Here is a 23,906-nt window from a genome sequence, read left to right as displayed (position 1 = left end):
AGATAGGAGAGATGAACATGATGGAGACGAACAGATTATTCACTGGAATCTTTAAATTATGTAGGTGGATCACGTATTTTTTCTGGCTGAATCTTCTTTGGGTAGGGGGCACGTTGTTAGGAGGGATTGTGTTTGGAGTTATGCCAAGTACAACTGCCGTATTTACGATTGCTCGCAAAACAGCTGCTGGGGAAGAAGATGTTCCTCTTTTCAGAACATACTGGTCTATTTACCGTGAATCGTTTGTTCGTTCAAATGGAGTAGGGGCACTCTTACTCATCATCTCTTTAATCTGGTATGTAGACTTCATGTTCTTTCGAAACATGGAGGGTGCTCTTCATTCGGCTCTCCACATCGTCTTAATTGCTGTTGGAATAGCGATAGGGATGTTACTACTGTATGTATTTCCGGTCATGGTTCATTATCAGGTAAGTATCATGGCAACGTTGAAAAAAGCTTTGTTTATAGGATTCTTGTTACCTGCTAATACCGTCTTTCTTTTCGTAAGTTTGCTCTCCATCTATTATCTACTCATTTATTTGCCTGGTTTAATTCCACTTGTCGGAGTGAGTTTTATCATTCATGTGAATATGTGGATTGCATACAAAGGATTTGAGAGACTAACAGAGATTCATCTAAAGCATCAAAAGAAAAACGCTTCATCGGAACGTTTACCAACAACGTGAGTCTGTACTGAACTTTAATAATTATCACAAAACCCGAATCATCATGCAGCTTAACAAGCATAATGATTCGGGTTTTTTTGTTCATTAAAATAGGAGAGTAAGGCTACACCTCAGACATACACTCCTGATCCTCATTGCCCTTCCACTTCATGGGCTGAGGCCGTTCTTGTGGGTGCGTAGGTTTCTCCTGGAGCGGTGCCTATGAACTTATTTCTAGCTGACTTTTTCAATGACCTTCGTTTACTCCCATTGGAATCTCCACGTATGTCCTAAAATAGGTTTAAACTGACTAGTAATCTGTTTTGAGTTACTGTAGCCATGCGTTTCATTCAGATAGATTGTTAGATCCCAAACCCATTCTAAGATTTTCCTAGATATATTATCTAACAAGAAAGGTGTCGGTACGATTGTGCGTGGGTATATTACATACATGATACGTATTTAGATTTTTCAGATAAATAGTATAGCTAGGAGGGAATTATATGCAGAAGCTAGAAGTTAAGCAATATCTAGATATACTTGAACTACAAGAGGAACCCCCATCATTTGCTTACTTATCTAAGCTTGTGCAGGCCCATGTGTACCGTTTTCCGTTTGAGAATATAGGAAAACTACTGAATAACCATAATCAATCATTTGGCAGACGAGCAATCCCTACGTTGAGTGAGTTTGTATCACAATTTAATGACTATCAATTTGGGGGTACTTGTTATGTATTAAATACAGTACTGAAGCAGCTATTAAAGGAATTAGGGTTTACTTGCTATAATATTCACTTAGGGGATGAGCATCTTGCACTGATTGTCCACCTGAATGGAGAGACTCTATTTGTAGATTGTGGTGTAGCGGCGCCTATTTTTGAACCAGTGCGCATTGAAAAGGAAGATACACACATATTCACTTATCATGCAGAAACGATCATTATAAAAAGACTCGATGACACCACATTTGAATTTGCTCGATACATTAAAGGAAATCTAACAGAGGATTGCTGGAGCTTTACTCCATATAAACCAACTAGCAAAGCGTTCATCAATAAGATGCTACTCCAATCACATAAATTAACAGCGACCTATATGTCTGAGCTCCGTTGTCAATTATGGAAGCCAGACAAAAACATGCGAATTCGAAACAATCAATTGAGAGTGTATTACCCTGATGGAACGACAGAAAAGCATGAGTTTAAAACTGTAGATGAAATTGAACATTGTATTCACAATGAATTTGGTTTTACGAAACTTCCAGTTAAGCAAGCGGTACGTATTCTTAATGAGTTAGGTGTAGACATTTTTGAAAAGAAACAAGCTGTCATTAAAAGTGTAGAGAAGAGTTAGGAACCGCAGATTTCTGTGGTTCTTTTTTGATCGTACGATTCTATTCGTTCAGTATATCCGCTTCTAACTAACACTTTCTAATTCTCATTTACATATGTTATTAGTGTCTCACGTTTTTTTAATTTGATGAGAAAGGAGATCATAATTAATGGATAGTCACAAACAGCTTATAGACGTCGCAGTTGGACGTATTCTAAACAAATATGATGTGACCCCTTCTAAAGATCTGTCTGTTTCTGAGAAAAACAAAGTGAAGCAAACAGTGTTAAGTATCCAACAAGAAGTGGAGCAATTCCTTGCACGTCAAAAAGAAGCCGCAGATGCTTCTGGGAAACCAAGTCTTGATCTAACTGGTTTAGACCTTTTAGGCTCTGCACCTAAGATTACACTAGAGCCTGAGGAAGAGGAAGTAGTTGAAGTAGTAGAAGTTGAGGAACCTGTAGTAAATAGAGTAAACCCTGTTGCCTCAGTAAAAAAAGCTCAAACGAATCGTATTCAAACGTTTAAACGTCCTAAACGTTAAGCATAAACCTAAAAAAGGGTATATGTACCTGATGAATTCGAACAGGCATAACCATCGCTTTGACATAGAGTAAATTAGAAAGGAGAGGAGATCAGAATATGAGTGAAGAATTGTTAAGAGAAAAAGATGAGTGTAAAGAAGAGGAAAAAGAGTGTAAAAAGTGGTCTGCTCTTGATCCCGATTCGTGTCATCCTTTCAGTAAACGTAATGATGGGATAACTCAAAAAGGAGATCAAGAAAACAAGACGTTACAGCTTACAGAAGAATATATCTTCATTAAAGATTCATGTGATGTTGATGTTTCATCTGTAGATACAAAAGCTGCGGTTTCATTACAGGCTGCATTACAAGCTGCAATCGCGATTCTAATCAGTATCTCAATTGCGGATAATGCAAAAGCTGACCAAATTACTCAAGAGCTTTTACAAAGCTCAAAAGTGAAACAAGTAAACTTCCAAAAAACAGTCGTTGAAAATTCAAGAGGTGTTACAGTTAACACGGTAGATACCCAAATCTCTATCAATATTCAACTTTTACTTCAAATCCTTATTGCTCTACTTGTAAGATTAGATATTCTATAGAATCTTTAATTGGGAAGAAGATGCCTATTTTCTTCCCAATTATTTTCTTTTAATCGAATGAGCGGGAAGCGGTTTTACTCTAATCGTTTCGGGAATAGTGATTATACATAGGTATGGAAAGAAGGGATTTAAGGTGCTAGAAAAGAAATCATTACGTACAACAAATCGAGACAGTATGGTAGATGTCTCTCATGAGGTACGCAGTACAGTTAGAGAATCAGGTGTGAAAGATGGACAAGCCATCATTTATTGTCCACATACAACAGCAGGTATTACGATTAATGAAAATGCAGATCCCGATGTGAAGCACGATATGTTAATGAGGTTGGATGAAGTGTACCCTTGGGAGCATAAGCAGTATCGCCATATGGAAGGTAATAGTGCAGCTCATCTTAAAGCAAGTACCGTGGGAACATCTCAAACCGTATTGATATCTGAGGGAGAACTTATTCTGGGACAATGGCAAGGGATCTATTTTTGTGAATTCGATGGACCTAGATCAAGAACGTATTATGTAAAGGTAGTAACTGACAACTAAGGAGGCGTTACGATGAAAGCGGAAGTTGTATGGAAAACGCGAGCTCAATTAGGAGAAGGACCCTTTTGGGATGAAAAAGAACAAGTTCTTCATTGGGTCGATATTGATGGGTGTAAGCTCAATACATATTCTCCTAGTCTTAATGAAAATAAACAACTTTCATTCGGCCAGCAGGTAACGGCAGTTGTGAAAAGGAAGAAGGGTGGTTTTGTTTTAGCAATGAAGGATGGAGTCTATCTATTCGAAGGGGATCGATTAGAAAAAGTAGCCTCCCCAGAGAAGGAAGTCTCACACCACCGATTTAATGATGGGAAATGTGATCCGGCAGGACGTTTATGGGCGGGGACAATGGTCACAAAAGGACAGCATAAGGATGCAGCACTTTATCGAATTGATACAGATTTGTCCTGTGAAAAAGTAATTAGTGATGTGCAAATTTCGAACGGATTAGCTTGGGATATGTCACAACAGCTAATGTATTATATTGATACAAAAACTCAACAAGTAGTCTCATATCAATATGATATAGATAGTGGAGAAATCCAACATAAAGAAGTCGTCTATACATTTGATGACAGAGACGGGCACCCGGATGGAATGACAATTGATCGTGATGGAATGTTATGGGTAGCGATGTACAATGGCTGGCAAGTCATCCAACTAAATCCACGTACGAAGGAAAAAGTAAACTCAGTAGAAGTGAACGCCAAGTGCGTGACCTCCTGCGCGTTTGGTGGAGATGATTATCGCACGTTGTTTATTACATCCGCTTCAAGTGATGATGAACAGGATGAGTTTGGTGGAGCGTTGTTTGCAGTGGAAACCGATTCACAAGGGATGAAGCCTGATGAGTTTGCAGGGTAAAGAAAAAGGATACAATAAACATCAAAGAGACGTATAACGTCTCTTTTTTTTACATGAATCGTCACGAATATCTTGTATTAAACTATGCTACAATTCAAGTTAGATATTTTTTTGCGGTTACAGCACAGGAGGAAAACATGGCAGAAACAAACTTGATGCGCGGGACAAAGATTTTAACCGTGGCAACTCTTGCTTCAAAAATTCTTGGTTTCATCTATGTTGTTCCATTTTCAGCTTTAGTTGGACAAACTGGATTGGGCCTTTATTCTTATGGATATACACCGTATACGATTCTTTTAAGTCTGGCTACATTAGGTTTTCCTTTAGCCGTTTCAAAATTTGTTTCAAAATATCAATCACTTGGAGATTATGAGACAGGCTATCGATTATTTAAATCAGGTCTACTTGTTATGAGCATAACGGGATTGCTTGCTTTTTTATTGCTTTTTTTTATGGCACCCGTCCTTACACCTTACATACTTCCGGATGAACAAGCAGGAGTCAATTCATACGAGGATATTATCTTTACCATTCGAATGGTGAGTGTGGCACTATTAATTGTGCCGATCATGGGTATGATTAGAGGGTACTTCCAAGGGTGTCAATCGATGATGCCTACGGCTGTCTCACAAGTCATTGAGCAAATTGTACGCATCGCTTTTATCTTGTCAGCGGCCTTTTTAATTATGAATGTTCAAGATGGAGATATTGGTTTAGCCGTTGGTTTTGCTACATTTGGTGCGTTTGTGGGTGGACTAGCTGGGTTAGCTGTTTTGTTGTACTTTTTATTTAAGAATCGTACAAATATGCTTGGTCTGGCCACAACGAATGCGTCATCGAAACCTTTGCCACTTAAGTCGATGTACAAAGAGCTTATTTGGTACGCCATTCCTTTGTCTATTGTTGGCCTAGCCATTCCTTTGTTTCAGTTAATCGATACGTTGACCATTAATGGAGCATTAGCGAAAATTGGGATGGGAGACATATCTGAGAATTATGTGGGTGTATTAACACAATCAGCACATAAAATCGTTTTAATTCCGATGGCATTAGCTACAGCCTTGTCGGTTACCTTAGTTCCAACGATTACAAACGCTTATACATCAAACGATTCTGTCCGATTACAAAAATTAATTACACAAACCTTTCAGCTAATTCTTTTTATAACGTTACCAGCAGCTGTTGGCCTAGCCGTTTTGGCTAATCCGATTTTTGTGGCGTTATTTGGTTTAGAAGATCTAGCGATTGGAGGAGAAACGCTTCGTTACTACGGACCAATCACATTGTTCTTTTCCTTGTTCTCAGTAACAGCAGCTATTTTACAAGGGATTAATCGACAACTACTTGCCATCACAGCTCTACTTGTTGGCTTAGTGCTAAAGCTCGCACTAAATAATTTGTTATTACTTCAATTAGGACCAAATGGTGCGATTTTAGCTACCTATATAGGATTTTCAGCAGCCATAGCTATTACAATTTGGGGAATTGGCAAGCATACATCATTTTCCTATCAATTAATTATCAAAAGAGCAGGATTGATGCTGTTGTTTGCTCTTATTATGGCCACCTCTGTTTGGATCATTGATACAGGGTTACGCATAACACTTCCTCTAGACAACCGGTTGAATAGTTTTATTCTTTCTGGAATAGGTGCTGGTAGTGGAGCTGTTGTATATGCGTATCTTGCATATCGATCACGGATGGCAGAAGTGGTTTTGGGAGCAAGGTTTAAGCGTCCAGATTAACGATTTAGAGAATTTGCGTCAATGGCGCATGATTTTCAACAAGTTATGACAGCTTCATCCTCTTTTTCAAAAGCCGTGGCTCTGCTATAATAAAAGAACTGACTATGTTCGGGTGAAGTGGGGGAGGCAATGAAATATTCATTTTTAAAAGACAATGATTGGCTGCTTATCCTGACCACCTATGCACTGGCTTGTTTTGGTGTGTTAATGGTGTTTAGTTCTAGCTATGTAGAAGCTATGTATATGGGAGAAGGAGGAACTGGAGATCCTTATTTTTTCCTGAAAAGACAGTCTGTTTGGTTTATATTAGCCACATTGTTTTTCATCTTTTTTATGCATCTTAATTATCAGCTATTCAAAAAGATGTCTCCGTATATTATTATTTTGTCCTTTGTTTCATTATTGCTAGTGATTTTTGGATTTGGGAGTTCAGGTGGAGGGGCTCAGCGTTGGCTTCAACTCGGCCCAATAAGGCTTCAACCTTCTGAATTTGTAAAGCTTGGTATGGTTATTTACCTTGCACAAGTTTATTCTCAAAAACAAGTATATATTCATAAATTCATCAAAGGAGTTGTTCCTCCTTTAATTGTTGTTGGTCTTGTATTTATCCTTATTATGAGACAACCTGATTTAGGAACTGCTACAGCCATTCTTATGGTCACGTTTTTTATCATCTTTCTATCAGGTGCTAGATGGACTCATTTACTTGGTTTAGGTGTAGTAGGAAGCTCACTTTTTATTGCATTAGCTGTATCAGAAACCTATCGTTATGAACGATTAACTTCGTTTGTGGATCCTTTTGCAGATCCGATGAATAATGGACTTCAACTGATTCAAGGGTATATTGCATTTGCTCATGGAGGTTTAACTGGAACTGGTTTGGGTGGGAGTGTACAGAAGCTTCTTTACTTGCCTGAGGCTCATACCGACTTTATCCTTCCTATTATCTCAGAAGAGCTTGGTATTCTTGGTGTCTTATTTGTAATCGGGTGTTATGGCGTCATTCTCTTTAGGGGCGTGGTCATTGGATCTAGATGCAGAACACCATTTGGAAGTTTGTTGGCATTTGGAATTGTGTTTCAAATAGCCATTCAAGTTGTATTTAATATTGGTGCGGTCAGTGGACTGTTGCCTATAACAGGTATTACACTCCCGTTAGTAAGTAATGGTGGCTCTTCACTTCTTGTTACGATGATCTCTATAGCGATTTTGGCGAGTATTTCAAGAACGAACATTCGTCAGAAACGTCTTAAATTGGATCAGGATGACGAATTAAAAACTGCCTGATAAGGGAGTAACCTTAGTTTTGGAGGCATACTATGCAAGAGAAAAAAACAAGCCTTCAGCAGCTTGACTATACTTTATTGTTTCTATTATTTATTTTAATGTGTATCAGTCTGATGGCTATCTATAGCGCTTCTGGGCAATACAGTGTTGATCCAAGTTTTTTTGTGATTCGACAAGTATTATGGTTTGCTGTAGGCGCAATAATTATTGTTGGAGTTATGTTAATTGATTATGATTTTTTTAAAAACTTAACGATTCCAATTTATTCTTTTGGAATGGTCTTGTTACTTGCCGTTGAGTTTTTTGGGGTTTATCGAAATGGAGCACAACGTTGGATTAACATTGGAATCACAGAAATCCAACCGTCAGAGTTTATGAAGATCTTTCTTATTTTAGCTCTTGCTCATTTATTATTTAAAGTGACCAGCAATCGGAAGGACACATCGATTCAAGGTGATCTGATGATTTTGTTAAAGGTCTTGGCGTTGGGGATCCCACCATTTTTCCTTATTCTCAAACAGCCAGACCTGGGTACGGCTCTTGTAATTGCCTGTATCATTGCGGTGATGCTTTTAATGTCAGGCATTAGATGGCGGATACTATTCTTCCTAGCTTTTATGATGGTGTTTGCTATTCTTGTCCTTGTCTGGTTGCATAACAATTACTTTGAACTGTTTAGTATCTTTATTGAGCCCCATCAGCTTGACCGGGTTTATGGGTGGTTAGACCCTGATGGAGATACATCGGGAATTGGCTATCAGTTAAATCTGGCTATGCAGGGTATTGGTTCCGGGCAGTTTTATGGTAGTGGATTTATGCAAGGTGTACAAACGCAAAGTGACACTCTTCCAGAAATTCATACAGACTTTATCTTTGCAGCAATTGGAGAAGAGTTTGGCTTCTTTGGTGCAATGGTCTTGTTAGTTACGTATTTCTTATTGTTTTATCGAATGATTATGATCGCTCTGTCATGTAACAATCTATATGGTTCCTATTTAGTGGCAGCAGTCATCGGACTTCTAGTGTTTCAAGTGTTTCAAAACATTGCAATGACGATTGGTTTAATGCCGATCACGGGGCTTGCTCTGCCTTTTATTAGTTATGGAGGAAGTGCTTTATTAACGAATATGATTGCGATGGGTATTGTATTAAATGTGAACTTTAGAACTAAACACTATATGTTTGAAACAAAAGAATCAGCTGCTGACTAAAAGCGGCTGATTCTTTTGTGTGGATAAAAGGAAAAAAACCTGTGCAAATAACGCCTAAGTCGATATAATGAATGATAATTGGAAATTAGGTGGGTTTTTATGACGAAAACAAAAATTGATTATAATATTCTCTTTCTCTTATTTCTTTTTATGGTAATTAGCTGTTTTTACATATATGAAGCACAGGAAATGCAACAATACCTTGGAAACTTTATGCTAAGACAATTTTTATTTTATTTTTTGATGTTTCTTTTGGTAATCGCAATGTCCTATTTAGACATTGATTATATTAAACAGAGTCAATGGATTCTTTATGGATTTGGTATTGTGGTCCTCGTTGGGCTTTTAGTTGTACCCGATTCATTTGTACGTGGTGAAGATTCAGGTGCCATACGGTGGTATAGATTACCTATAATCGGTTCTTTTCAACCTGCTGAGCTAACAAAGATCTTCTTAATTATTACTTTTTCTTATGTGGTTAGTAAGCATAAAGAATGGTCAAGTAAATGGAAGGGAGATTTTTGGTTAATAATTAAACTTGCAGCTCTTTGTTTTCCGGTTGTGTTATTGTTAGTCGAGCAACCTGATATGGGAACAATTATGCAGATAGCCGCTATTGTTTTATCTATATTGTTAGTATCAAAAGTAAGTATGAAATGGACTTTAACCATGATATTGGTACCAATAACGGCTATACTTAGTTTTGTTTATCTTTATTTTGCTCGAATGGATTTAGTAGAAAAATACATATTCTCAAATCTTAAAGATTATCAGGTAAATCGTTTTCATGGTTGGTTAAACCCAACTGAGTATGCGAATGAGGCTTATCAAGTGAATCTTGCCATGAGAGCAGTAGGGTCAGGGCGTTTGAGTGGGACTGGTGCAGAGGATAATTTATATTATATCCCGGAAGCTCATACAGACTTTATCTTTGCAATTATTGCTCATACGCATGGCTTTATTGCTGCCTGTCTTTTAATTAGTATTTATTTTATCCTGCTGTATCAAATTGTGATGGTAGGCTTTCATTCGACGAATCAATTTGATTTAAGTATTTGTGCCGGAGTTGCTGGATTGTTTGCCTTTCAAATTTTTCAAAATGTCGGAATGAATGTTGGCCTTCTTCCCGTTACTGGGTTTTCGTTGCCATTAATCAGTTATGGAGGAAGCTCACTCATAACAGCAGGTTTGGCATTAGGCTTAGTCTTATGCGTCAAATCGAATCGGAAAGAATATATGTTTGAAAAGTCTGAGGACATGTAAGCAAAGGAGTTTGAGTAGTATGAGATTAGATAAGTTTCTTGCTGATTCCGGGTATGGATCCAGAAAAGAAGTGAAAAAGCTTCTGAAGTCTGGGCTCGTGTCTGTTGATGATGGAGTGGTAAAAGAAGCTAAAAGTCAGATTGATGTTGAGAAACAGAAAGTGACCGTTTCAGGTGATGTGATAGAGTATCAAGCGGAAGTGTACTTAATGTTAAATAAACCCCAAGGTGTGATATCAGCTACCGAGGATACGATGCATAAGACAGTCATTGATCTTCTTCATTCTGACTGGGAACGATTCAAACTGTTTCCTGTAGGTAGACTAGATAAAGATACGGAAGGGTTATTGTTGTTAACAACGGATGGTGCATTTTCTCATCAATTAATGTCTCCACGTCGACATGTCTCAAAGGTGTATGAGGCAGATGTGGATGGAGAGGTTACTAAAGAGGATGTAGACGCCTTTAGTGTAGGAGTAAGGTTAGACGATGGATACATGACAAAGCCTGCAGAATTAGTGATTAAAGAGGCAGGAACAACCTCCAAAATCGAGTTAACGATTACAGAGGGGAAATTTCATCAAGTAAAGCGAATGTTTAAAGCGCGAGGAAAAACAGTACTCACACTAAAGCGCAGGGCAATAGGCAAGCTGGAGCTTGATCCTAGCCTTGCTCCTGGAAGCTACCGACAATTAACCGAAGAAGAGTACAAATTGTTTCAATAAAGGCAAAAGAGACCTCGGTAATCATGATTACCGAGGTCTCTTTTTGATATAAAGTTTCATTATGAAACCCGTGTTTTTTTGTTTGTTGTGCTCCATTTTCCCCGAGTAGGACTTGTCACAAGTTTGTTGTACTCAAGTACGTTTAGGTCGCGTTGGATCGTTCGTTGTGTAATTCCGAACTCTTCAACTAATTCATTCGTCGTGACGGTCCCCCTTTGTTTAATGTAGAGGTAAATGGACTTGATACGAGTCAGCATGCGATCAGTTGAAGTTTTCAAAACACCACTCCTTATACATAATCATGACTAGATCCTATTGCTAAATCTATGCAGGATAATACTGCATCATGCACGGTTCTTTAATGATTGATGCGTGTCAGGGGATGTATAGTCTCTTTATCCGAAGAAAAACAGATCAATCTGTTGTCGATATAATCTGACATTTCAACGTCTTCCCTAGACGCTTATATTATACAAATACGTGGTTTTTTAATCAAGGGATTTAATGTGTAAAATTGTGTGATTGTAATGAAGGCAGACTAGGACGTTTTAGCTAACTAAAATCCGAACAGTTCTGCGGTTTAGCTCACATAACTGTTCGGGTTCTTGTCAATTAAAGATACGAGAGTGAGGCTACCGCTTCGGACATACACTCCGCTTTCCATGGGAGGCTGGTGAGCCTCCTTGTGCTACCGCACTGCGAAGTCTCACCTTGGCCTTTGCTCCCATAGGAGTCTACGTGTATGTCCTACGCTGGTTTTGCTTTCAGCTCATTTGTAAGGAATTGAATTACTGAAGATGGTTCCGTCCCAGTCCCTTAATCATTTATTCAAATGAAAATAAATCTGTTGATAAATAACGTTCACCAGTATCGCAGGCGATTGCTACAACGGTGTCCTCAGGAGTGAGCCTCTTAGCTACTTCCATCGCCGCATAGCAGGCTGCACCAGAAGATGGTCCAACGAGGATTCCTTCTTGTCTAGCTAATTCTCGTGTGATGCGATAGGCATCTTCATCTTCAATCTTGAGGATTTCCCCGTATACCTCTGTATTCAAAATAGGTGGGATAAAACCAGGACTTGTACCAACAAGCTTATGAGGACCTGGCTTTCCTCCAGATAGGACTGGGGACCCTGCAGGTTCAACAACATGAACTGAAACGCCAGGATAGATTTTTTTTAATTCCTCTCCTGTTCCCGTAACCGTTCCTCCTGTTCCAGAAGCAGCTACAAATGCGCTTAATTCTTTGTTTATTCCATCTAATGAACGCTTGATTTCAAGTGCCGTTGTTTTCCGGTGGGCGTCCGGATTTGCTGGATTCTCAAATTGCATCGGCATAAAGCTATTTGGTGTAGTAGCTGTTAATTCATGTGCTTTCTCAATCGCTCCAGGCATTTTTTTGTCGCCATCTGTTAAGACTACCTTAGCACCATACGCCTTAAGTAAATTAATTCTTTCTTGAGACATTGTATCTGGCATGACAAGTATGGCTTTATATCCTCTGGCAGCGGCATTCATTGCTATGCCAATTCCAGTATTCCCACTAGTCGGTTCTATGATGGTTGCACCTGGTTTTAAATGTCCGTCTTTCTCTGCTTGAAGAATCATATATAATGCTGCACGATCTTTTACTGAACCACTAGGATTTTGAGTTTCCATTTTTAAGTAGACTGCTGCGCCTTTATCTGATGCGATTCGTTGTAAGCGAACTAAAGGAGTATTGCCAATTAGCTCTGCCATATTTTGATAAACGTTCATGCTTACACTCCTTTTTTTGAAACTAAAGCTGACATTAGTTTATCATAAGATGAACGACAACCATGACAAATTTGATTAGAGATTCATTTGATGACAAAAAAGAAAGAAGGCAATACGCTTGGAAGCTCATTTTTTTATAGCATTACCATTACCTAAGCAGTTAAAACAAGAGATTCACGACCAAATGAACAAGCAATGGGACCAAGGGGATTTTTTGAAATGGGTCCACATGGAGGATTATCATCTTACTCTCGCTTTTTTAGGGTCCATTCAAGAAGAACAAAGGCAAACGCTCGCTAACAGGATTGAAAACCTTGTGATAACATGCCCGTCTTTCACCTTATCAATTAGTGACCCTGGAACATTCGGACGTATGGACCAACCGAGGATTTATTGGCTGGGATTAGAAGAAAACCAAGAGCTTAGAAAGCTTCAACATGATGTGCACAAAATAGTGAAAGATTGTGGGTTGAGAGTAGATACTAGGCCATATCATCCACATATAACGATTGCGCGAAAATGGAACAAACAGGCTTCATTTAAACATTCAGACGTGTCATTAAAGGACAAAACATTTAACGTATCTGAATTGGTTTTATTTAAAACTATGCTCCGCAATGAACCAAAGTACAAGCCGGTTCTTTCAATGCCTTTGGGACGTGATAAAAAATGAAAAGCGTAGGTAGGATTATTCTTCATTTACTCATATTAAGTGTATTTTATTGTATTGGAATGGCCCTTCAAACGTGGCTATCCATTCCTCTTCCGGGTAGTTTGGTTGGTATGATTCTTTTATTTATCTGCCTCTCTAGTCAAGTGGTACCGGTTCGATTTGTTGATCAAGGTGCTGAATGGATACTGAAGCATCTATCCTTAATGTTTATTCCTATTATTGCAGGTATCGTGACATTTCCTATCTTGTTTACAAGCAGAGGACTTTCACTGATTCTTCTGACGATGTTTAGTACGTTGCTAGTGATCGTGTTATCTGGATTAATTAGTCAATATTTAGCATTGAAACAAGAAAGGAAATCATCATGATCTTCACAATATTGGCCATGACTGGCCTAACCATTTTATGTTATGTAGGTGGGAAGTGGTTATATAGTCGATTCCCTTATCCTTTCTTACTCCCTTTAGTAACAAGTACTGTACTCCTATTAATGGTCTTGTATGTAGCGGATATTCAATATAATGATTACCTAGATGGAGCTGGCTGGCTTGAATCCTTAATAGGTATTGCAGTGGTTGCTTTGGCTTATCCGCTCTACAAACAGCTGCCTATCTTAAAAAAATATTCGTTGCCTTTATTGGTTGGTACGGCAGTTGGTTCGATCGTAGGTGTAATAAGTACGTTGATTTTATCGAGTTTATTTGGATTTAATGAAGAGATTATCGTTTCCCTGTTACCTAAATCTGTAACAACGGCTGTTGCCCTTGATTTGGCCGAAGCCTTTGGAGGGCAAACGTCACTTACAGCGATCTTAGTAACGGTGGCCGGTATTACTGGAACCGTCTTATACCCATATTGCTGTAAGCTTTTTCGGATCCATCATGTAGTAGGCAGAGGAGTAGGAGTTGGTAGTGCTTCTCATGCGATTGGTACAGCAAAAGCACTAGAATATAGTGAATTAGAAGGAGCAATCAGTACAGTTGCTATGACACTATGCGCATTAATGGTCTCGGTAATCATACCCATTAGTATTTTTCTATGGTTTTAAGTATTTGCTTTGTAAAAACAGAAGTTTCAGTTCCTCCAATGTTTTACTATGGTAAAATAAATAAAAAGAAAGCTAGCGAAGATAATGAGTCGCAAGCAGTCTAATGGAGGCGGAGCTGTGGCTCATATTATACGAATTATGGAATATCGATCCCGGTATCAAACAGATTTGCAACGATACCCTAGTCAGTTCACACGATTAAAAAAAGAAAGATGGCATTATTTACATGAAAGTTGGAAACGTGAATTTGCAGAGACTCTCCGACATGAATATGAAGATTTAACGGAGAGTTCACCGCTAGCTGGCATGTGGTCTAAAGCAGTGACTCATGTTCGGAAATGGACAAACACTGAGCAAAATGAAGTAGATGAGAAACAAAGAGAGCACGAGGCTTTCCAAAGGGTTAAAAAGCAATTCAAGGATGAGATGTATACGATGCAGTTAGAATGGGCTGGTGTCTTCTTGGAGGAGAGTGAAGAGCAAGTAGAGTCTAATTCGCTTTTCAAAAACACATGGCTTAAATGGCTGGCGTTGGATCTCCCTGATAATTGCTTTATCTTCTATAAACCGATTATGTACGTGAAAAAAGCAGAGATTGAATTAGACATTTTATTAATCACCCCAACTGAATTAGTTTGTATGACCATTCTTAAGGGTGATCCGTTAAGTGTATTTGAAGCTAGCTCTGAAAGGTATTGGATTGAATATGTGAATAAAGAAAGGCATAAACGATTAAGTCCTCTCCCATCACTAGAGAGAATGGAACGAGTAGTTAAGGCTGTTTTAGATCAACATGAAATTGATATGCCTATTCGCAGTTTAGTGGTAGCTCCTGATGCAATTATTGATCAACGTACAAGTGGCTTAAAATTTGATTGTGTTGATAAAAGGACATTCCAATCATGGAAAAATAAGCTCTCGCAATCAACTACACCGCTTAAATATCATCAGGTGAAGGCAGCAGAGTACTTGTTAAATGTTTGTGAGCCAAAGCACCTAGAACAAGAAGAAGCATAGCTTATTAGGCTTTTTTTAGCCTATACCATTGAAAGCGTAGGCAATGAGCCGTATAATAGAAAGTTGATTAAGCAATGTTCGTGAGAGAGATAGAGACTGTCCACGCAAAAATCGAGAGGAGAGTAGGTTACAATGAGGACGGAAAGCGATTTTCCGTATGATCATGTATGCCCTGAGGAATTCACTTGGTACCTACGTCAAGTTCCAAATTGGTTTGGCAAAAAGGAATACATGATTGAACTGGAAGGTATTGATGGATGCGTGAGCTTTGGAGATAGCGTTAAAGAAGCGAAACAAGGATTGAAAGAGGCATTGAGTTTATGGTTAAGGCGCTATGGAGAGTCAGCTCTCCCGGTGCAACGTGAAGGGGCACAGCTTATTCATATTCTCCCGGAGATGTCTAATCTAGACGTACAATATATTAACGAAGAACTTCAAAAGTTTATTTAATAAAACAAGCTGACTCCATTTGGAGTCAGCTTGTTCTTGTTTACCTTATGAAAAAACAACCGTTTTGTTTCCGTGAATAATCACACGGTCTTCGTGATGCCAAACCACGGCACGTGCAAGGGCAATCCGCTCTACATTTCGACCTGCTACTCGAAGCTCGTCACTTGAATATCGGTGATTAACTCGCATAATATCCTGCTCGATAATGGGTCCTTCATCCAAATCGTCTGTCACATAATGAGCGGTGGCACCAATTAATTTGACACCTCGTTCAAAGGCTTTCGCATAAGGATTCGCTCCAATAAAAGCAGGTAAAAAGGAATGGTGGATGTTAATAATCTTTTTGGGAAAAGATTGAACAAAGTTTGGTGAAAGAATTTGCATGTAACGGGCTAACACAATAAAGTCAGCCTCATGTTCTTTAATAAGTTGAATTGCTTTTTGCTCAGCTTCTTGTTTCTTTCCCTTTTCAACTGGAATATGAACAAATGGAATACCATAAGATTCAACTTCCTCTTGCTGATCTGGATGATTACTAATAACCAAAGGGATATCCACGTGAAGTTCACCGGCTTTCCACTTCCACAATAATTCGAGAAGACAGTGATTTTCTTTTGAAACAAAAATCACCATTTTTTTCTTTCGAGTGGCTCTTTCCATTCGCCAGTCAAATTGAAATGCCGAAGCAATGCTTTGGAAATCCTCTCTAATTTGATTAAAGTCATCACCTTTTGTTGACCAATCAAATTCAACACGCATAAAAAACATGCCGCCCTCGGGATCGGTTGTATATTGATCCGATTGAACGATATTTGCTCCTTGCTTTTGCAAAAAACTTGATATAGTAGCAACAATTCCTGGCTGATCTTTGCAAGCAACCAAAAGTCGTCCTCTATTATTTGGTAAAGATTGTATCATGATCTTCCCTCCACTAAATGAGTAGCAACCTTACGAAAAATAAGCGCATGATGGGTTATCTATAAACATAGGCTAGAGCACAACTCGTAATCGATCTCTTCTGTTCGAGAATGTACTTACCATTCCTCTAAACTTTATTTATATGTAAAAAAAAACAACGTTGCGACTTATATGGGAAGGAGCTTTTCTTATTGAAGCAAACGAAGACCCTAACTGTCAATTCTCTTTTTACGGAGGCAGCCTTGGTTAGTATGAGGTTAGTAAAGCTAACAAGTAGGAGAGCTCTTTCAGACTGCGAGCTTAAAACAGTGCAAATTTTAGTGAATGGAACGTTACTCCCGTCAAAGGTTCAGATGCATAGTTCAAATGAAGTATTGTTATATTTAGAGGAACCGTATCCATTTGGTCAGGTGACTTTGGCTGGGGTGCCAGGACAATTTTGCCCTGTGTTACCTAAAGAGGTGGTTCGAACTAAGGAATTTGATGATTTGTTTTATTATTCTGGGTCTGATTTAGGTGTTTGTTATAAACAGAAGCAAAGTACGTTTGTCATTTGGTCACCAACAGCCGTTAAAGTGGAGCTGATTATCTATAAACAGTGGTTTGATGAAAAGGGCACAATCATCTCATTCGATCGTGAAACCTCTGGTGTGTGGCGATCACATCTTGATGGCGATTGGCAGGGGTTTTGGTATCAATATATTGTGACAAACCCAGGTACTGATCCTGTACGAATTGTGGATCCTTATGCCGCATTCTTATCAATTAATGGGCAAAAAGCGATGATAGGTAGACTGATTTTAAAGGGTGATGACACCCATAAATTGAAACCATTAAAAAAGGAGCAATCCGTAATATATGAAGTGCATATTCGTGACTTTACGAGTGCTGCTTCGAGTGGAGTTGTTCAAAAAGGGACGTTTAGCGGACTCTTAGAACGAGGGACAAGAAATAGGCAGGGCTTAACTACTGGACTTGATTACATGAAGGAACTGGGTATCACTCATGTACAGCTAATGCCAGTCCAGGAATTCTCTACTGTTGATGAGAGCAATGCTTTGGAGACATACAATTGGGGGTATGATACAACACACTTTTTCGGTATTGAAGGAAGTTATTCAACGAATCCCTATAGTGGATATAAGCGAGTAGAAGAACTTCATGAGCTGATAAAAGGATTTCACAACGAGGGCATTCGAGTGATTCTAGATGTTGTGTACAATCATCAGTATATATGGGAGGATTCAGCGATTGAACAATTAGTTCCAGGCTATTTTTTTCGGTACAAAACAAATGGAAACATGAGTAATGGAACAGGTGTAGGAAATGATCTGGCAACTGAGAGAAGTATGGTACGAAAAATGATTGTCGACTCTGTGACTTATTTATTAACCACGTTCAACGTTGACGGTCTTAGATTTGATTTAATGGGCATCATCGATCTGGAAACGATGAAAGAGATTTCTGATCTTACCGATAAAATGAATAAGGACATTTTATTACTTGGTGAGGGGTGGAGAATGGATACCGCGTATCCAGACCATCAATTGGCCATAACGGAACAAGCAAATGAGTTACTTCACGTTTCTTTTTTTGAAGACCGCTTCAGAGATCTGCTAACAGGTCATCTCTTTTCCCACCAGTCAGGAGGATTCACTCTGACGGGAACAGACCCTAGTGCGATGAAGGATGCGATTTGTGGTAACCCTTCTCGGTTCAATCATCCCGCACAAGCTATTCACTATGCAGAAGCGCACGATAATTTAACCATTTGGGACAAATTCAGTCATCAACAAGCTGAGAGTGGCACAGAAGGAACAGAAAGACGCCATATCTTAGTTACCAGCATGATTCTTCTATCGCAAGGTATTCCTTTTCTACACGCAGGGCAGGAATGGTGCCGCACTAAATTAGGTGTGGAAAACAGCTACTGCACCCCAGATTGGATCAATGGGTTGGATTGGGATAGACGAACGGCTTATGATAACTATGCGCAATATGTCAAAGGAATCATTCAAATCAGGAAGGCATATTCAATTTTCTCATTGCCAACGTATCATGAGATCCATAAGAGAATAAATTGGTTGATTTGTGAATCGGACTTCTTGTTGTATGAGCTAAATTATGGGTTATCTGGTCATCAAGGTATACAAAAAATACTCATTGCACACAACGGAACAGAGCATAATAGGTCGTTTTTTTGTAAAGTTCAAGGAATATGGCAAGTTTGCGTTGACGAAAAAGCTGCTTCTTTGGTACCATTATATTCACTGCGTGGAGAAGAGCTAACTGTTTCTCCACTGTCCACGATGGTATGTCTTCAATGATGTATAAGCGGAGCCAGTCTTGCGAGCAGCTCTGCTTATTTTTGGTTGGGTTTTTACCATAACGTTCTTGGTTCATTTGATTAAATAAGATATACTACTAATAATGAAACCAATGTGTTTGAAAAGAAGAGGAAATTGAAGGTGAATGGGTTGGAAATGTTTTTAGGAGATGGCTGGGAGGTTCAACCAGCCGGAGGTGCAACAGGTGAAGCATATGTAGCCCGGTACGGTGACCAGCAGGTCTTTTTGAAACGCAATTCATCACCTTTTCTAGCGGTACTTTCAGCTGAGGGCATTGTTCCAAAGCTGTTGTGGACAAAACGTTTAGAGAATGGCGATGTCATTACGGCTCAAAGATGGGTTAAAGGTCAAGAACTTAAGGCCAATCAGATGAAAGATAGCCAAGTGGCAAATTTGCTCTCTACTATCCACGGATCAAGCGAACTGCTTGATATGTTTAAGCGAATTGGGAATGAACCACTTGTTCCTGAAGTGATGCTTGAAAACCTGCATATACAGACTGAACTTGCTGATATCGGATCGGATCGAATTCAATTAGGAATGGATTACCTGAAGAGCAATATTCATAAGGTGAAGGACTTTCCGAGTGTGGTCTGTCATTGTGATATCAATCATAACAACTGGATGATTGATGATGCGAGTCGTAACCTATATTTGATTGATTGGGATGGGGCAATGGTTGCAGATCCTGCTCTTGATATTGGATTATTATTGTATTCCTATATTGCCGAACAGGATTGGCCAGAATGGTTACATAATTATGGAATTGAGCTTGACCAATCTCTTCGTGACCGCATGCATTGGTATGTGGTTGCGCAGACAATCACTCTGATTACCTGGCATTATGAACGAGGTCAGCCAGAAGAGGCAATGAAGTTTCGAGAGTATTTGGTCACCCTTCTATAAATAGGAGAAGCTCATCCATAAAGTCGGATGAGCTTTTGTTATGAATGTTATTTCCTGAGAAATGATCAGTTATTCTGTCGTTTGATCGGATGAAAGAGTCATTACCCATCCAGAAACATCATTTGAAAAAGGTCTGTTATCTAATTGATGTTGTTCTTGAATCCGCTGAAGTGTTTGTAATAAAGTAGGATCTAAGGAAGTGTCTCTAGATAGAACTTGAAGCAAACGATCAATTTGATGGGCTTCACCATCGGTCATGTATTGCTCATCGGATTGATTTTGGAGAAGGTCGCACAATAATTGTAGTTTGTGTGAATTAGAGAGGGTCATGTCGAGACTCCTTTATACAATGGTGCTCTTAATGTAACCAAAAATATATGGACTATACAAAAATAGACAAGCAGGAGGAAGAACGAACATGAGATTACGTCATAAACCTTGGGCGTCTGATGAATTAAAGAAACGAGATCATATTGTGATACAAGATCCTAAAGACATAGCAGGAAAGTGGAAAAATTACTTTGGTAACTATAAGAAAATTCATGTAGAGGTAGGGACTGGAAAGGGGCAGTTCTTAACTGGAATGGGCCTTCAACATCCTGATGTATTGTACATTGGAGTTGAGAAATATCAAAGTGTACTTTACACGGCGATGGAACGCGTGGAAGAAGCAGGTCTGACCAATGTAAAACTGCTTAGTGAGGATGTTGCAGACATAGCTGACTTTTTTGAACCTGGTGAAGTGGATCAGTTTTTTATTAATTTCACAGATCCGTGGCCAAAATCACGACACGAAAAGCGTCGCTTAACTTACAAATCATTTCTGTCTTTATATGAGCGTTTACTGGTGCCAGAAGGTGAAATTCACTTTAAAACCGATAACCAAGGTCTATTTGAGTATTCATTGCACAGCTTTTCGTTATACGGTATGGTCATAAACAATGTTAGTCTTAACCTTCATGAGAGTGAGTTTGAAGGAAATGTCATGACAGAATATGAAGAAAAATTCTCAAAAAAACAAATGCGCATTTATCGCTGCGAAGCAAAGTATAGAGCAAAAAATTAGACTGGGACATAATCACAAAGTTGATTTTTAAAATGAGATAAAACTAGCGTAGGATATGCATCTAGCTCTCTATGGGAGTAAAGGCCAGGGTGGAGTTACAGTGCGGTAGCACAAGGAGGCTCACAGGCTAGCCCGTGGGAGTGTAGCGTTACTCTCTTATTTCAAACGACAAAAACCCGAATCATTCTGCGAGTTAAACCGCAGAATGATTCGGGTTTTTAGATAGCTAAAACAGCTTTGTGTCAGCGCCCATTTAGTACGTTAAGACTGTGTTAACTCTAATAACGTTCCGTTTTTCGTTTCACTAATAAAGTCATATTGAATGGTGCCGTCTGGAGTGGAAGTAGATATGCCTCCACGATAGATCTCATATTGAAGACCATATCTTTCAACGGTTTCAGGGTTCATATGAATCCAAGATCCACTAATTGTATGCTGTGAAGAAGCTGTTGCTTTTGCTTTTTTAAGGGCCTTTTCAGGTGAAATTCGTTCTTTTGTAATGGTCGGACGAAGAAAATAACCGAGTAAAAAGCCAACGCCTAATCCTAATGACAGTTTTTTCATGTCTTTTCATTCCTTTCATTCATAAGTAACATCGCTGATAACTTATATGTGTGTACGATTGAATGTCTATAATCATACCAGTAGTTTAAAAACTCTGCAAAGCTTGTCCATTGATACCATACCATACGAACTAGACTTACGTCATGAATATAAGAAATGTGGCATTTTAAAAGAAGATTCGATACACTAAGGATAGGGATAAAGGCTACATAGAAAATGACTAGAGCGAAGAAAGAGAGGAACTTTAAATGAATAAGGATACATTAGCATTATTTAAGACTTTAACAGAACTACAGGGAGCTTCAGGGTTTGAGCATGGGGTACGTCATTTCGTTCGAGAGGAACTAACGAAATACACCGACGAGATTGTTCAAGATCGTCTTGGAAGTATTTTTGGAGTTCAACGTGGGGACGAAGCTGGTCCAACTGTTATGGTTGCTGGCCACATGGATGAAGTAGGATTCATGGTGACATCTATTAATGATAAAGGCCTTATCAAATTTCAAACACTTGGTGGCTGGTGGAGCCAAGTTCTTCTGGCACAGCGTGTACAAATTATGACTGATAATGGTCCGATTATTGGAGTGATTGGTTCAACTCCTCCGCATCTACTTGAAGATAGTCAACGAAATAAGCCAATGCCACTTAAACAAATGTATATCGACATTGGGGCTGACGATAAAGAGGAGGCTGTGAAGCTTGGTATTATGCCAGGACAACAAATTGTACCAGTAAGCGAATTTACGCCTCTTGCTAATCCTAAAAAAATTCTTGCGAAGGCATGGGACAATCGTTATGGTGTTGGACTTGCCATCGAATTGTTAAAAGAGCTTCAGGGTGAGTCAATCCCTAACATTCTCTATTCTGGTGCAACGGTTCAGGAAGAGGTTGGTCTTCGTGGTGCTCAGACGTCCGCTCAAATGATTAAACCAGATCTTTTTTATGCATTAGATGCTAGTCCAGCTAATGATGCAACAGGTGGAAAAGACGCGTTTGGTCATCTGGGAAAAGGTGCACTTCTACGAATTTTTGATCGTACAATGATCACACATAAAGGCATGCGTGAGTTTGTTTTGGATACAGCTGAATCAAATAATATTCCGTATCAATATTTTATTTCTCCAGGTGGAACGGATGCAGGTCGTGTTCATCTAGTAAATGAAGGCGTACCTTCGGCTGTAGTTGGAATCTGTTCGCGTTATATTCATACATCAGGTTCAATTATTCATGTTGATGATTATGCAGCAGCAAAAGAGCTAATTGTGAAGCTTGTTAAAACGTCTGATAAATCGACGTTTGAGACTCTAATCGGCCACTCACTATGAGTAATGAAAAATCATATCAAGTCCTAGCTATTGGCACAAAGAATCCAGCTAAAGTTCATGCTGTCCAAGAACCATTAATCCGCGAACTCTTTGAGTTTATTACGGTGGATGCTCCTTCAGGTGTTAGCTGTCAGCCGTTTTCAGATGAAGAAACAAGGCAAGGAGCCATAAACCGAGCTAAGGCAGCCTTAATGGAAGCTAACGCAGATTTAGGGATTGGACTCGAAGGAGGGGTAAGTGAAACCGATTCTGGCTCACTACTCTTATGCAACTGGGGAGCACTTGTTGATTCTAAGGGACGAGTTTGGGAAGCGAGTGGACTGCGAATTCCAGTCCCGGCAGATGTAAGTGTTGCTCTTTCGAGAGGGCAAGAACTAGGTACCATCATGGACGAACATAAAAATGAAGAGGGAACCAATACAAGAGAAGGAGCTGTGGGGTTATTTACAGCTAATTGGGTTTCTCGAAAAGATATGTTCAGTCAGATTGTAAAGGCTCTGTACGGCCAATATCTTTTGTCAAAGTGAAAAGACTAAAAAGACATCTACCAACAAAAATGTTTGGTAGATGTCTTTTTTTATTCGCTCTCAAAAATATAGGATAACGCGGCCACTGCCTGTTGAGGTGTTTCTACAACAACCTGAGCTTTGTTAGATAGTTCTTTTAGTGCATGATGCAACGTATCTGGGCGAATGAGAATGAGTGGCTTACCTAAAGCAACGGCCGTTGATGCGTCCATTGCTGTATTCCACTGTTTATATGACTCACCAAACAAAGCGATTACTACATCTGATTTTTGCAGAAGAACTTGGGTACGCAAGTTGTTGAGGCTCGATGCCGCTTCATCTTTTGCGATTGCATTCGGTTGTGATCCCAATATTTCTTCACCGATGTTATCCGATCGTTCGTGATTTTCCATTGGACTAAAACATGTAATGGGAAGATCACTAGTTAACTGCTTGATTTCGTCTCTCCATGAACTATGAATTTCTCCTGCAAGATAGACTGATAAATTCATCTAAACATCCTTTCTTTGGTAGCATCTTCCTTTAGTATACCTAAGCAACTAAGTTAGAGC

27 protein-coding genes are annotated in these 23,906 nt (G+C 39.1%); 21 read left to right on the top strand and 6 right to left on the bottom strand.

The genetic code is table 11. From position 1 onward, the window contains the following. Positions 1–17: 17 nt before the first annotated feature. From J2S05_RS14685 to J2S05_RS14635, 11 genes are all read left to right on the top strand, one after another. Positions 18–686: a YesL family protein gene (locus tag J2S05_RS14685; RefSeq protein WP_306984049.1), complete on the top strand. Its 669-nt coding sequence runs from the start codon at positions 18–20 to the stop codon at positions 684–686. A gap of 482 nt (positions 687–1,168) precedes the next feature. After that, a complete protein-coding gene (locus J2S05_RS14680) occupies positions 1,169–2,020 on the top strand; it encodes an arylamine N-acetyltransferase (RefSeq protein WP_306984047.1) in 852 nt (283 codons plus the stop codon). A gap of 148 nt (positions 2,021–2,168) precedes the next feature. Then, the gene (locus tag J2S05_RS14675) at positions 2,169–2,543 is read left to right on the top strand and encodes a hypothetical protein (protein WP_306984045.1); all 375 of its coding nucleotides are present in this window, start codon (positions 2,169–2,171) and stop codon (positions 2,541–2,543) included. 98 nt (positions 2,544–2,641) lie between these two features. After that, positions 2,642–3,124 (top strand): spore coat protein, encoded by a 483-nt coding sequence (locus J2S05_RS14670; RefSeq protein ID WP_306984044.1) that lies wholly within the window; start codon positions 2,642–2,644, stop codon positions 3,122–3,124. A gap of 133 nt (positions 3,125–3,257) precedes the next feature. Further along, complete coding sequence (locus tag J2S05_RS14665; protein ID WP_306984043.1) at positions 3,258–3,662, top strand: secondary thiamine-phosphate synthase enzyme YjbQ; 405 nt, start codon at positions 3,258–3,260, stop codon at positions 3,660–3,662. Between the two features lie 12 nt (positions 3,663–3,674). Further along, positions 3,675–4,526 (top strand): SMP-30/gluconolactonase/LRE family protein, encoded by an 852-nt coding sequence (locus tag J2S05_RS14660; RefSeq protein ID WP_306984041.1) that lies wholly within the window; start codon positions 3,675–3,677, stop codon positions 4,524–4,526. A 137-nt stretch (positions 4,527–4,663) separates the two neighbouring features. Then, on the top strand, positions 4,664–6,271 hold the full coding sequence (locus J2S05_RS14655) for a putative polysaccharide biosynthesis protein (RefSeq protein WP_306984039.1): 1,608 nt from the start codon (positions 4,664–4,666) through the stop codon (positions 6,269–6,271). Positions 6,272–6,400: 129 nt separating this feature from the next. Beyond that, on the top strand, positions 6,401–7,558 hold the full coding sequence (gene ftsW, locus J2S05_RS14650; protein WP_306984036.1) for a putative lipid II flippase FtsW: 1,158 nt from the start codon (positions 6,401–6,403) through the stop codon (positions 7,556–7,558). Positions 7,559–7,590: 32 nt separating this feature from the next. Continuing rightward, positions 7,591–8,769 carry a rod shape-determining protein RodA gene (rodA, locus tag J2S05_RS14645; RefSeq protein WP_306984034.1) on the top strand — a complete coding sequence of 393 codons (1,179 nt, stop codon included), beginning with the start codon at positions 7,591–7,593 and terminating at the stop codon, positions 8,767–8,769. 99 nt (positions 8,770–8,868) lie between these two features. Next, positions 8,869–10,032, top strand: a complete 1,164-nt coding sequence (locus J2S05_RS14640; protein ID WP_306984033.1) for an FtsW/RodA/SpoVE family cell cycle protein — start codon at positions 8,869–8,871, stop codon at positions 10,030–10,032. 19 nt (positions 10,033–10,051) lie between these two features. After that, positions 10,052–10,756 (top strand): pseudouridine synthase, encoded by a 705-nt coding sequence (locus tag J2S05_RS14635; protein WP_306984031.1) that lies wholly within the window; start codon positions 10,052–10,054, stop codon positions 10,754–10,756. A 59-nt stretch (positions 10,757–10,815) separates the two neighbouring features. Here the strand turns inward: J2S05_RS14635 and J2S05_RS14630 are convergent, their stop codons facing one another. After that, positions 10,816–11,034: a DeoR family transcriptional regulator gene (locus tag J2S05_RS14630; RefSeq protein WP_143846456.1), complete on the bottom strand. Its 219-nt coding sequence runs from the start codon at positions 11,032–11,034 to the stop codon at positions 10,816–10,818. Between the two features lie 546 nt (positions 11,035–11,580). Beyond that, positions 11,581–12,513: a cysteine synthase A gene (gene cysK / locus J2S05_RS14625; protein ID WP_306984028.1), complete on the bottom strand. Its 933-nt coding sequence runs from the start codon at positions 12,511–12,513 to the stop codon at positions 11,581–11,583. 118 nt (positions 12,514–12,631) lie between these two features. Between cysK and thpR the strand changes: the two genes are divergently transcribed. The 5 genes from thpR to J2S05_RS14600 all read left to right on the top strand — a co-directional run bounded on the left by thpR (position 12,632) and on the right by J2S05_RS14600 (position 15,701). Continuing rightward, the gene (thpR, locus tag J2S05_RS14620; RefSeq protein WP_306984026.1) at positions 12,632–13,186 is read left to right on the top strand and encodes an RNA 2',3'-cyclic phosphodiesterase; all 555 of its coding nucleotides are present in this window, start codon (positions 12,632–12,634) and stop codon (positions 13,184–13,186) included. After that, positions 13,183–13,554 carry a CidA/LrgA family protein gene (locus tag J2S05_RS14615; RefSeq protein ID WP_306984025.1) on the top strand — a complete coding sequence of 124 codons (372 nt, stop codon included), beginning with the start codon at positions 13,183–13,185 and terminating at the stop codon, positions 13,552–13,554. Before thpR ends, J2S05_RS14615 begins: the two co-directional genes overlap by 4 nt. Continuing rightward, positions 13,551–14,234, top strand: a complete 684-nt coding sequence (locus J2S05_RS14610; protein WP_306984024.1) for an LrgB family protein — start codon at positions 13,551–13,553, stop codon at positions 14,232–14,234. The genes J2S05_RS14615 and J2S05_RS14610 overlap by 4 nt, the downstream gene beginning before the upstream one ends. Positions 14,235–14,351: 117 nt before the next feature. Continuing rightward, a complete protein-coding gene (locus J2S05_RS14605; protein ID WP_306984022.1) occupies positions 14,352–15,251 on the top strand; it encodes a nuclease-related domain-containing protein in 900 nt (299 codons plus the stop codon). A gap of 132 nt (positions 15,252–15,383) precedes the next feature. Continuing rightward, a complete protein-coding gene (locus J2S05_RS14600) occupies positions 15,384–15,701 on the top strand; it encodes a type II toxin-antitoxin system HicB family antitoxin (protein ID WP_306984020.1) in 318 nt (105 codons plus the stop codon). 45 nt (positions 15,702–15,746) lie between these two features. Here the strand turns inward: J2S05_RS14600 and purU are convergent, their stop codons facing one another. Then, positions 15,747–16,619, bottom strand: coding sequence for a formyltetrahydrofolate deformylase (purU, locus tag J2S05_RS14595; protein WP_306984019.1), 873 nt, complete (start codon positions 16,617–16,619; stop codon positions 15,747–15,749). Between the two features lie 191 nt (positions 16,620–16,810). Between purU and pulA the strand changes: the two genes are divergently transcribed. Both pulA and J2S05_RS14585 read left to right on the top strand, forming a co-directional pair. Beyond that, positions 16,811–18,946, top strand: a complete 2,136-nt coding sequence (pulA, locus tag J2S05_RS14590; protein ID WP_306984016.1) for a type I pullulanase — start codon at positions 16,811–16,813, stop codon at positions 18,944–18,946. A gap of 150 nt (positions 18,947–19,096) precedes the next feature. Then, on the top strand, positions 19,097–19,873 hold the full coding sequence (locus J2S05_RS14585) for a phosphotransferase (RefSeq protein ID WP_370873653.1): 777 nt from the start codon (positions 19,097–19,099) through the stop codon (positions 19,871–19,873). Between the two features lie 69 nt (positions 19,874–19,942). Here J2S05_RS14585 and J2S05_RS14580 read toward each other — a convergent pair whose 3' ends face one another. Continuing rightward, on the bottom strand, positions 19,943–20,203 hold the full coding sequence (locus J2S05_RS14580; RefSeq protein WP_306984013.1) for a YtzH-like family protein: 261 nt from the start codon (positions 20,201–20,203) through the stop codon (positions 19,943–19,945). Between the two features lie 88 nt (positions 20,204–20,291). Here J2S05_RS14580 and trmB point away from each other — a divergent pair, with 88 nt between their 5' ends. Then, on the top strand, positions 20,292–20,939 hold the full coding sequence (trmB, locus tag J2S05_RS14575; protein WP_306984012.1) for a tRNA (guanosine(46)-N7)-methyltransferase TrmB: 648 nt from the start codon (positions 20,292–20,294) through the stop codon (positions 20,937–20,939). Positions 20,940–21,200: 261 nt separating this feature from the next. Here the strand turns inward: trmB and J2S05_RS14570 are convergent, their stop codons facing one another. Next, on the bottom strand, positions 21,201–21,503 hold the full coding sequence (locus tag J2S05_RS14570; protein WP_306984010.1) for a hypothetical protein: 303 nt from the start codon (positions 21,501–21,503) through the stop codon (positions 21,201–21,203). Positions 21,504–21,751: 248 nt separating this feature from the next. Between J2S05_RS14570 and J2S05_RS14565 the strand changes: the two genes are divergently transcribed. Together J2S05_RS14565 and J2S05_RS14560 are read left to right on the top strand one after the other, a co-directional pair. Further along, positions 21,752–22,828: a M42 family metallopeptidase gene (locus tag J2S05_RS14565; protein ID WP_306984008.1), complete on the top strand. Its 1,077-nt coding sequence runs from the start codon at positions 21,752–21,754 to the stop codon at positions 22,826–22,828. Further along, positions 22,825–23,355 carry a DUF84 family protein gene (locus J2S05_RS14560; RefSeq protein ID WP_306984006.1) on the top strand — a complete coding sequence of 177 codons (531 nt, stop codon included), beginning with the start codon at positions 22,825–22,827 and terminating at the stop codon, positions 23,353–23,355. The genes J2S05_RS14565 and J2S05_RS14560 overlap by 4 nt, the downstream gene beginning before the upstream one ends. A 50-nt stretch (positions 23,356–23,405) precedes the next feature. Here J2S05_RS14560 and J2S05_RS14555 read toward each other — a convergent pair whose 3' ends face one another. Next, positions 23,406–23,846, bottom strand: a complete 441-nt coding sequence (locus J2S05_RS14555; RefSeq protein WP_306984004.1) for a YtoQ family protein — start codon at positions 23,844–23,846, stop codon at positions 23,406–23,408. Between the last annotated feature and the right edge of the window lie 60 nt (positions 23,847–23,906).

Source organism: Alkalicoccobacillus murimartini (assembly GCF_030813245.1).
GTDB lineage: Bacteria > Bacillota > Bacilli > Bacillales > Bacillaceae_D > Alkalicoccobacillus > Alkalicoccobacillus murimartini.
Note: the sequence above shows the minus strand (reverse complement) of the source record. Positions and strands in the feature narration are given on the sequence as shown.

Bases quoted from the DNA above. Each gene is read 5' to 3' on its own strand.
- J2S05_RS14685 (WP_306984049.1), top strand. From the start codon at position 18: ATGATGGAGACGAACAGATTATTCACTGGAATCTTTAAATTATGTAGG.
- J2S05_RS14680 (WP_306984047.1), top strand. From the start codon at position 1,169: ATGCAGAAGCTAGAAGTTAAGCAATATCTAGATATACTTGAACTACAA.
- J2S05_RS14675 (WP_306984045.1), top strand. From the start codon at position 2,169: ATGGATAGTCACAAACAGCTTATAGACGTCGCAGTTGGACGTATTCTA.
- J2S05_RS14670 (WP_306984044.1), top strand. From the start codon at position 2,642: ATGAGTGAAGAATTGTTAAGAGAAAAAGATGAGTGTAAAGAAGAGGAA.
- J2S05_RS14660 (WP_306984041.1), top strand. From the start codon at position 3,675: ATGAAAGCGGAAGTTGTATGGAAAACGCGAGCTCAATTAGGAGAAGGA.
- J2S05_RS14655 (WP_306984039.1), top strand. From the start codon at position 4,664: ATGGCAGAAACAAACTTGATGCGCGGGACAAAGATTTTAACCGTGGCA.
- ftsW (WP_306984036.1), top strand. From the start codon at position 6,401: ATGAAATATTCATTTTTAAAAGACAATGATTGGCTGCTTATCCTGACC.
- rodA (WP_306984034.1), top strand. From the start codon at position 7,591: ATGCAAGAGAAAAAAACAAGCCTTCAGCAGCTTGACTATACTTTATTG.
- J2S05_RS14640 (WP_306984033.1), top strand. From the start codon at position 8,869: ATGACGAAAACAAAAATTGATTATAATATTCTCTTTCTCTTATTTCTT.
- J2S05_RS14635 (WP_306984031.1), top strand. From the start codon at position 10,052: ATGAGATTAGATAAGTTTCTTGCTGATTCCGGGTATGGATCCAGAAAA.
- cysK (WP_306984028.1), bottom strand. From the start codon at position 12,513: ATGAACGTTTATCAAAATATGGCAGAGCTAATTGGCAATACTCCTTTA.
- J2S05_RS14615 (WP_306984025.1), top strand. From the start codon at position 13,183: ATGAAAAGCGTAGGTAGGATTATTCTTCATTTACTCATATTAAGTGTA.
- J2S05_RS14610 (WP_306984024.1), top strand. From the start codon at position 13,551: ATGATCTTCACAATATTGGCCATGACTGGCCTAACCATTTTATGTTAT.
- J2S05_RS14600 (WP_306984020.1), top strand. From the start codon at position 15,384: ATGAGGACGGAAAGCGATTTTCCGTATGATCATGTATGCCCTGAGGAA.
- purU (WP_306984019.1), bottom strand. From the start codon at position 16,619: ATGATACAATCTTTACCAAATAATAGAGGACGACTTTTGGTTGCTTGC.
- J2S05_RS14580 (WP_306984013.1), bottom strand. From the start codon at position 20,203: ATGACCCTCTCTAATTCACACAAACTACAATTATTGTGCGACCTTCTC.
- trmB (WP_306984012.1), top strand. From the start codon at position 20,292: ATGAGATTACGTCATAAACCTTGGGCGTCTGATGAATTAAAGAAACGA.
- J2S05_RS14570 (WP_306984010.1), bottom strand. From the start codon at position 21,503: ATGAAAAAACTGTCATTAGGATTAGGCGTTGGCTTTTTACTCGGTTAT.
- J2S05_RS14565 (WP_306984008.1), top strand. From the start codon at position 21,752: ATGAATAAGGATACATTAGCATTATTTAAGACTTTAACAGAACTACAG.
- J2S05_RS14560 (WP_306984006.1), top strand. From the start codon at position 22,825: ATGAGTAATGAAAAATCATATCAAGTCCTAGCTATTGGCACAAAGAAT.
- J2S05_RS14555 (WP_306984004.1), bottom strand. From the start codon at position 23,846: ATGAATTTATCAGTCTATCTTGCAGGAGAAATTCATAGTTCATGGAGA.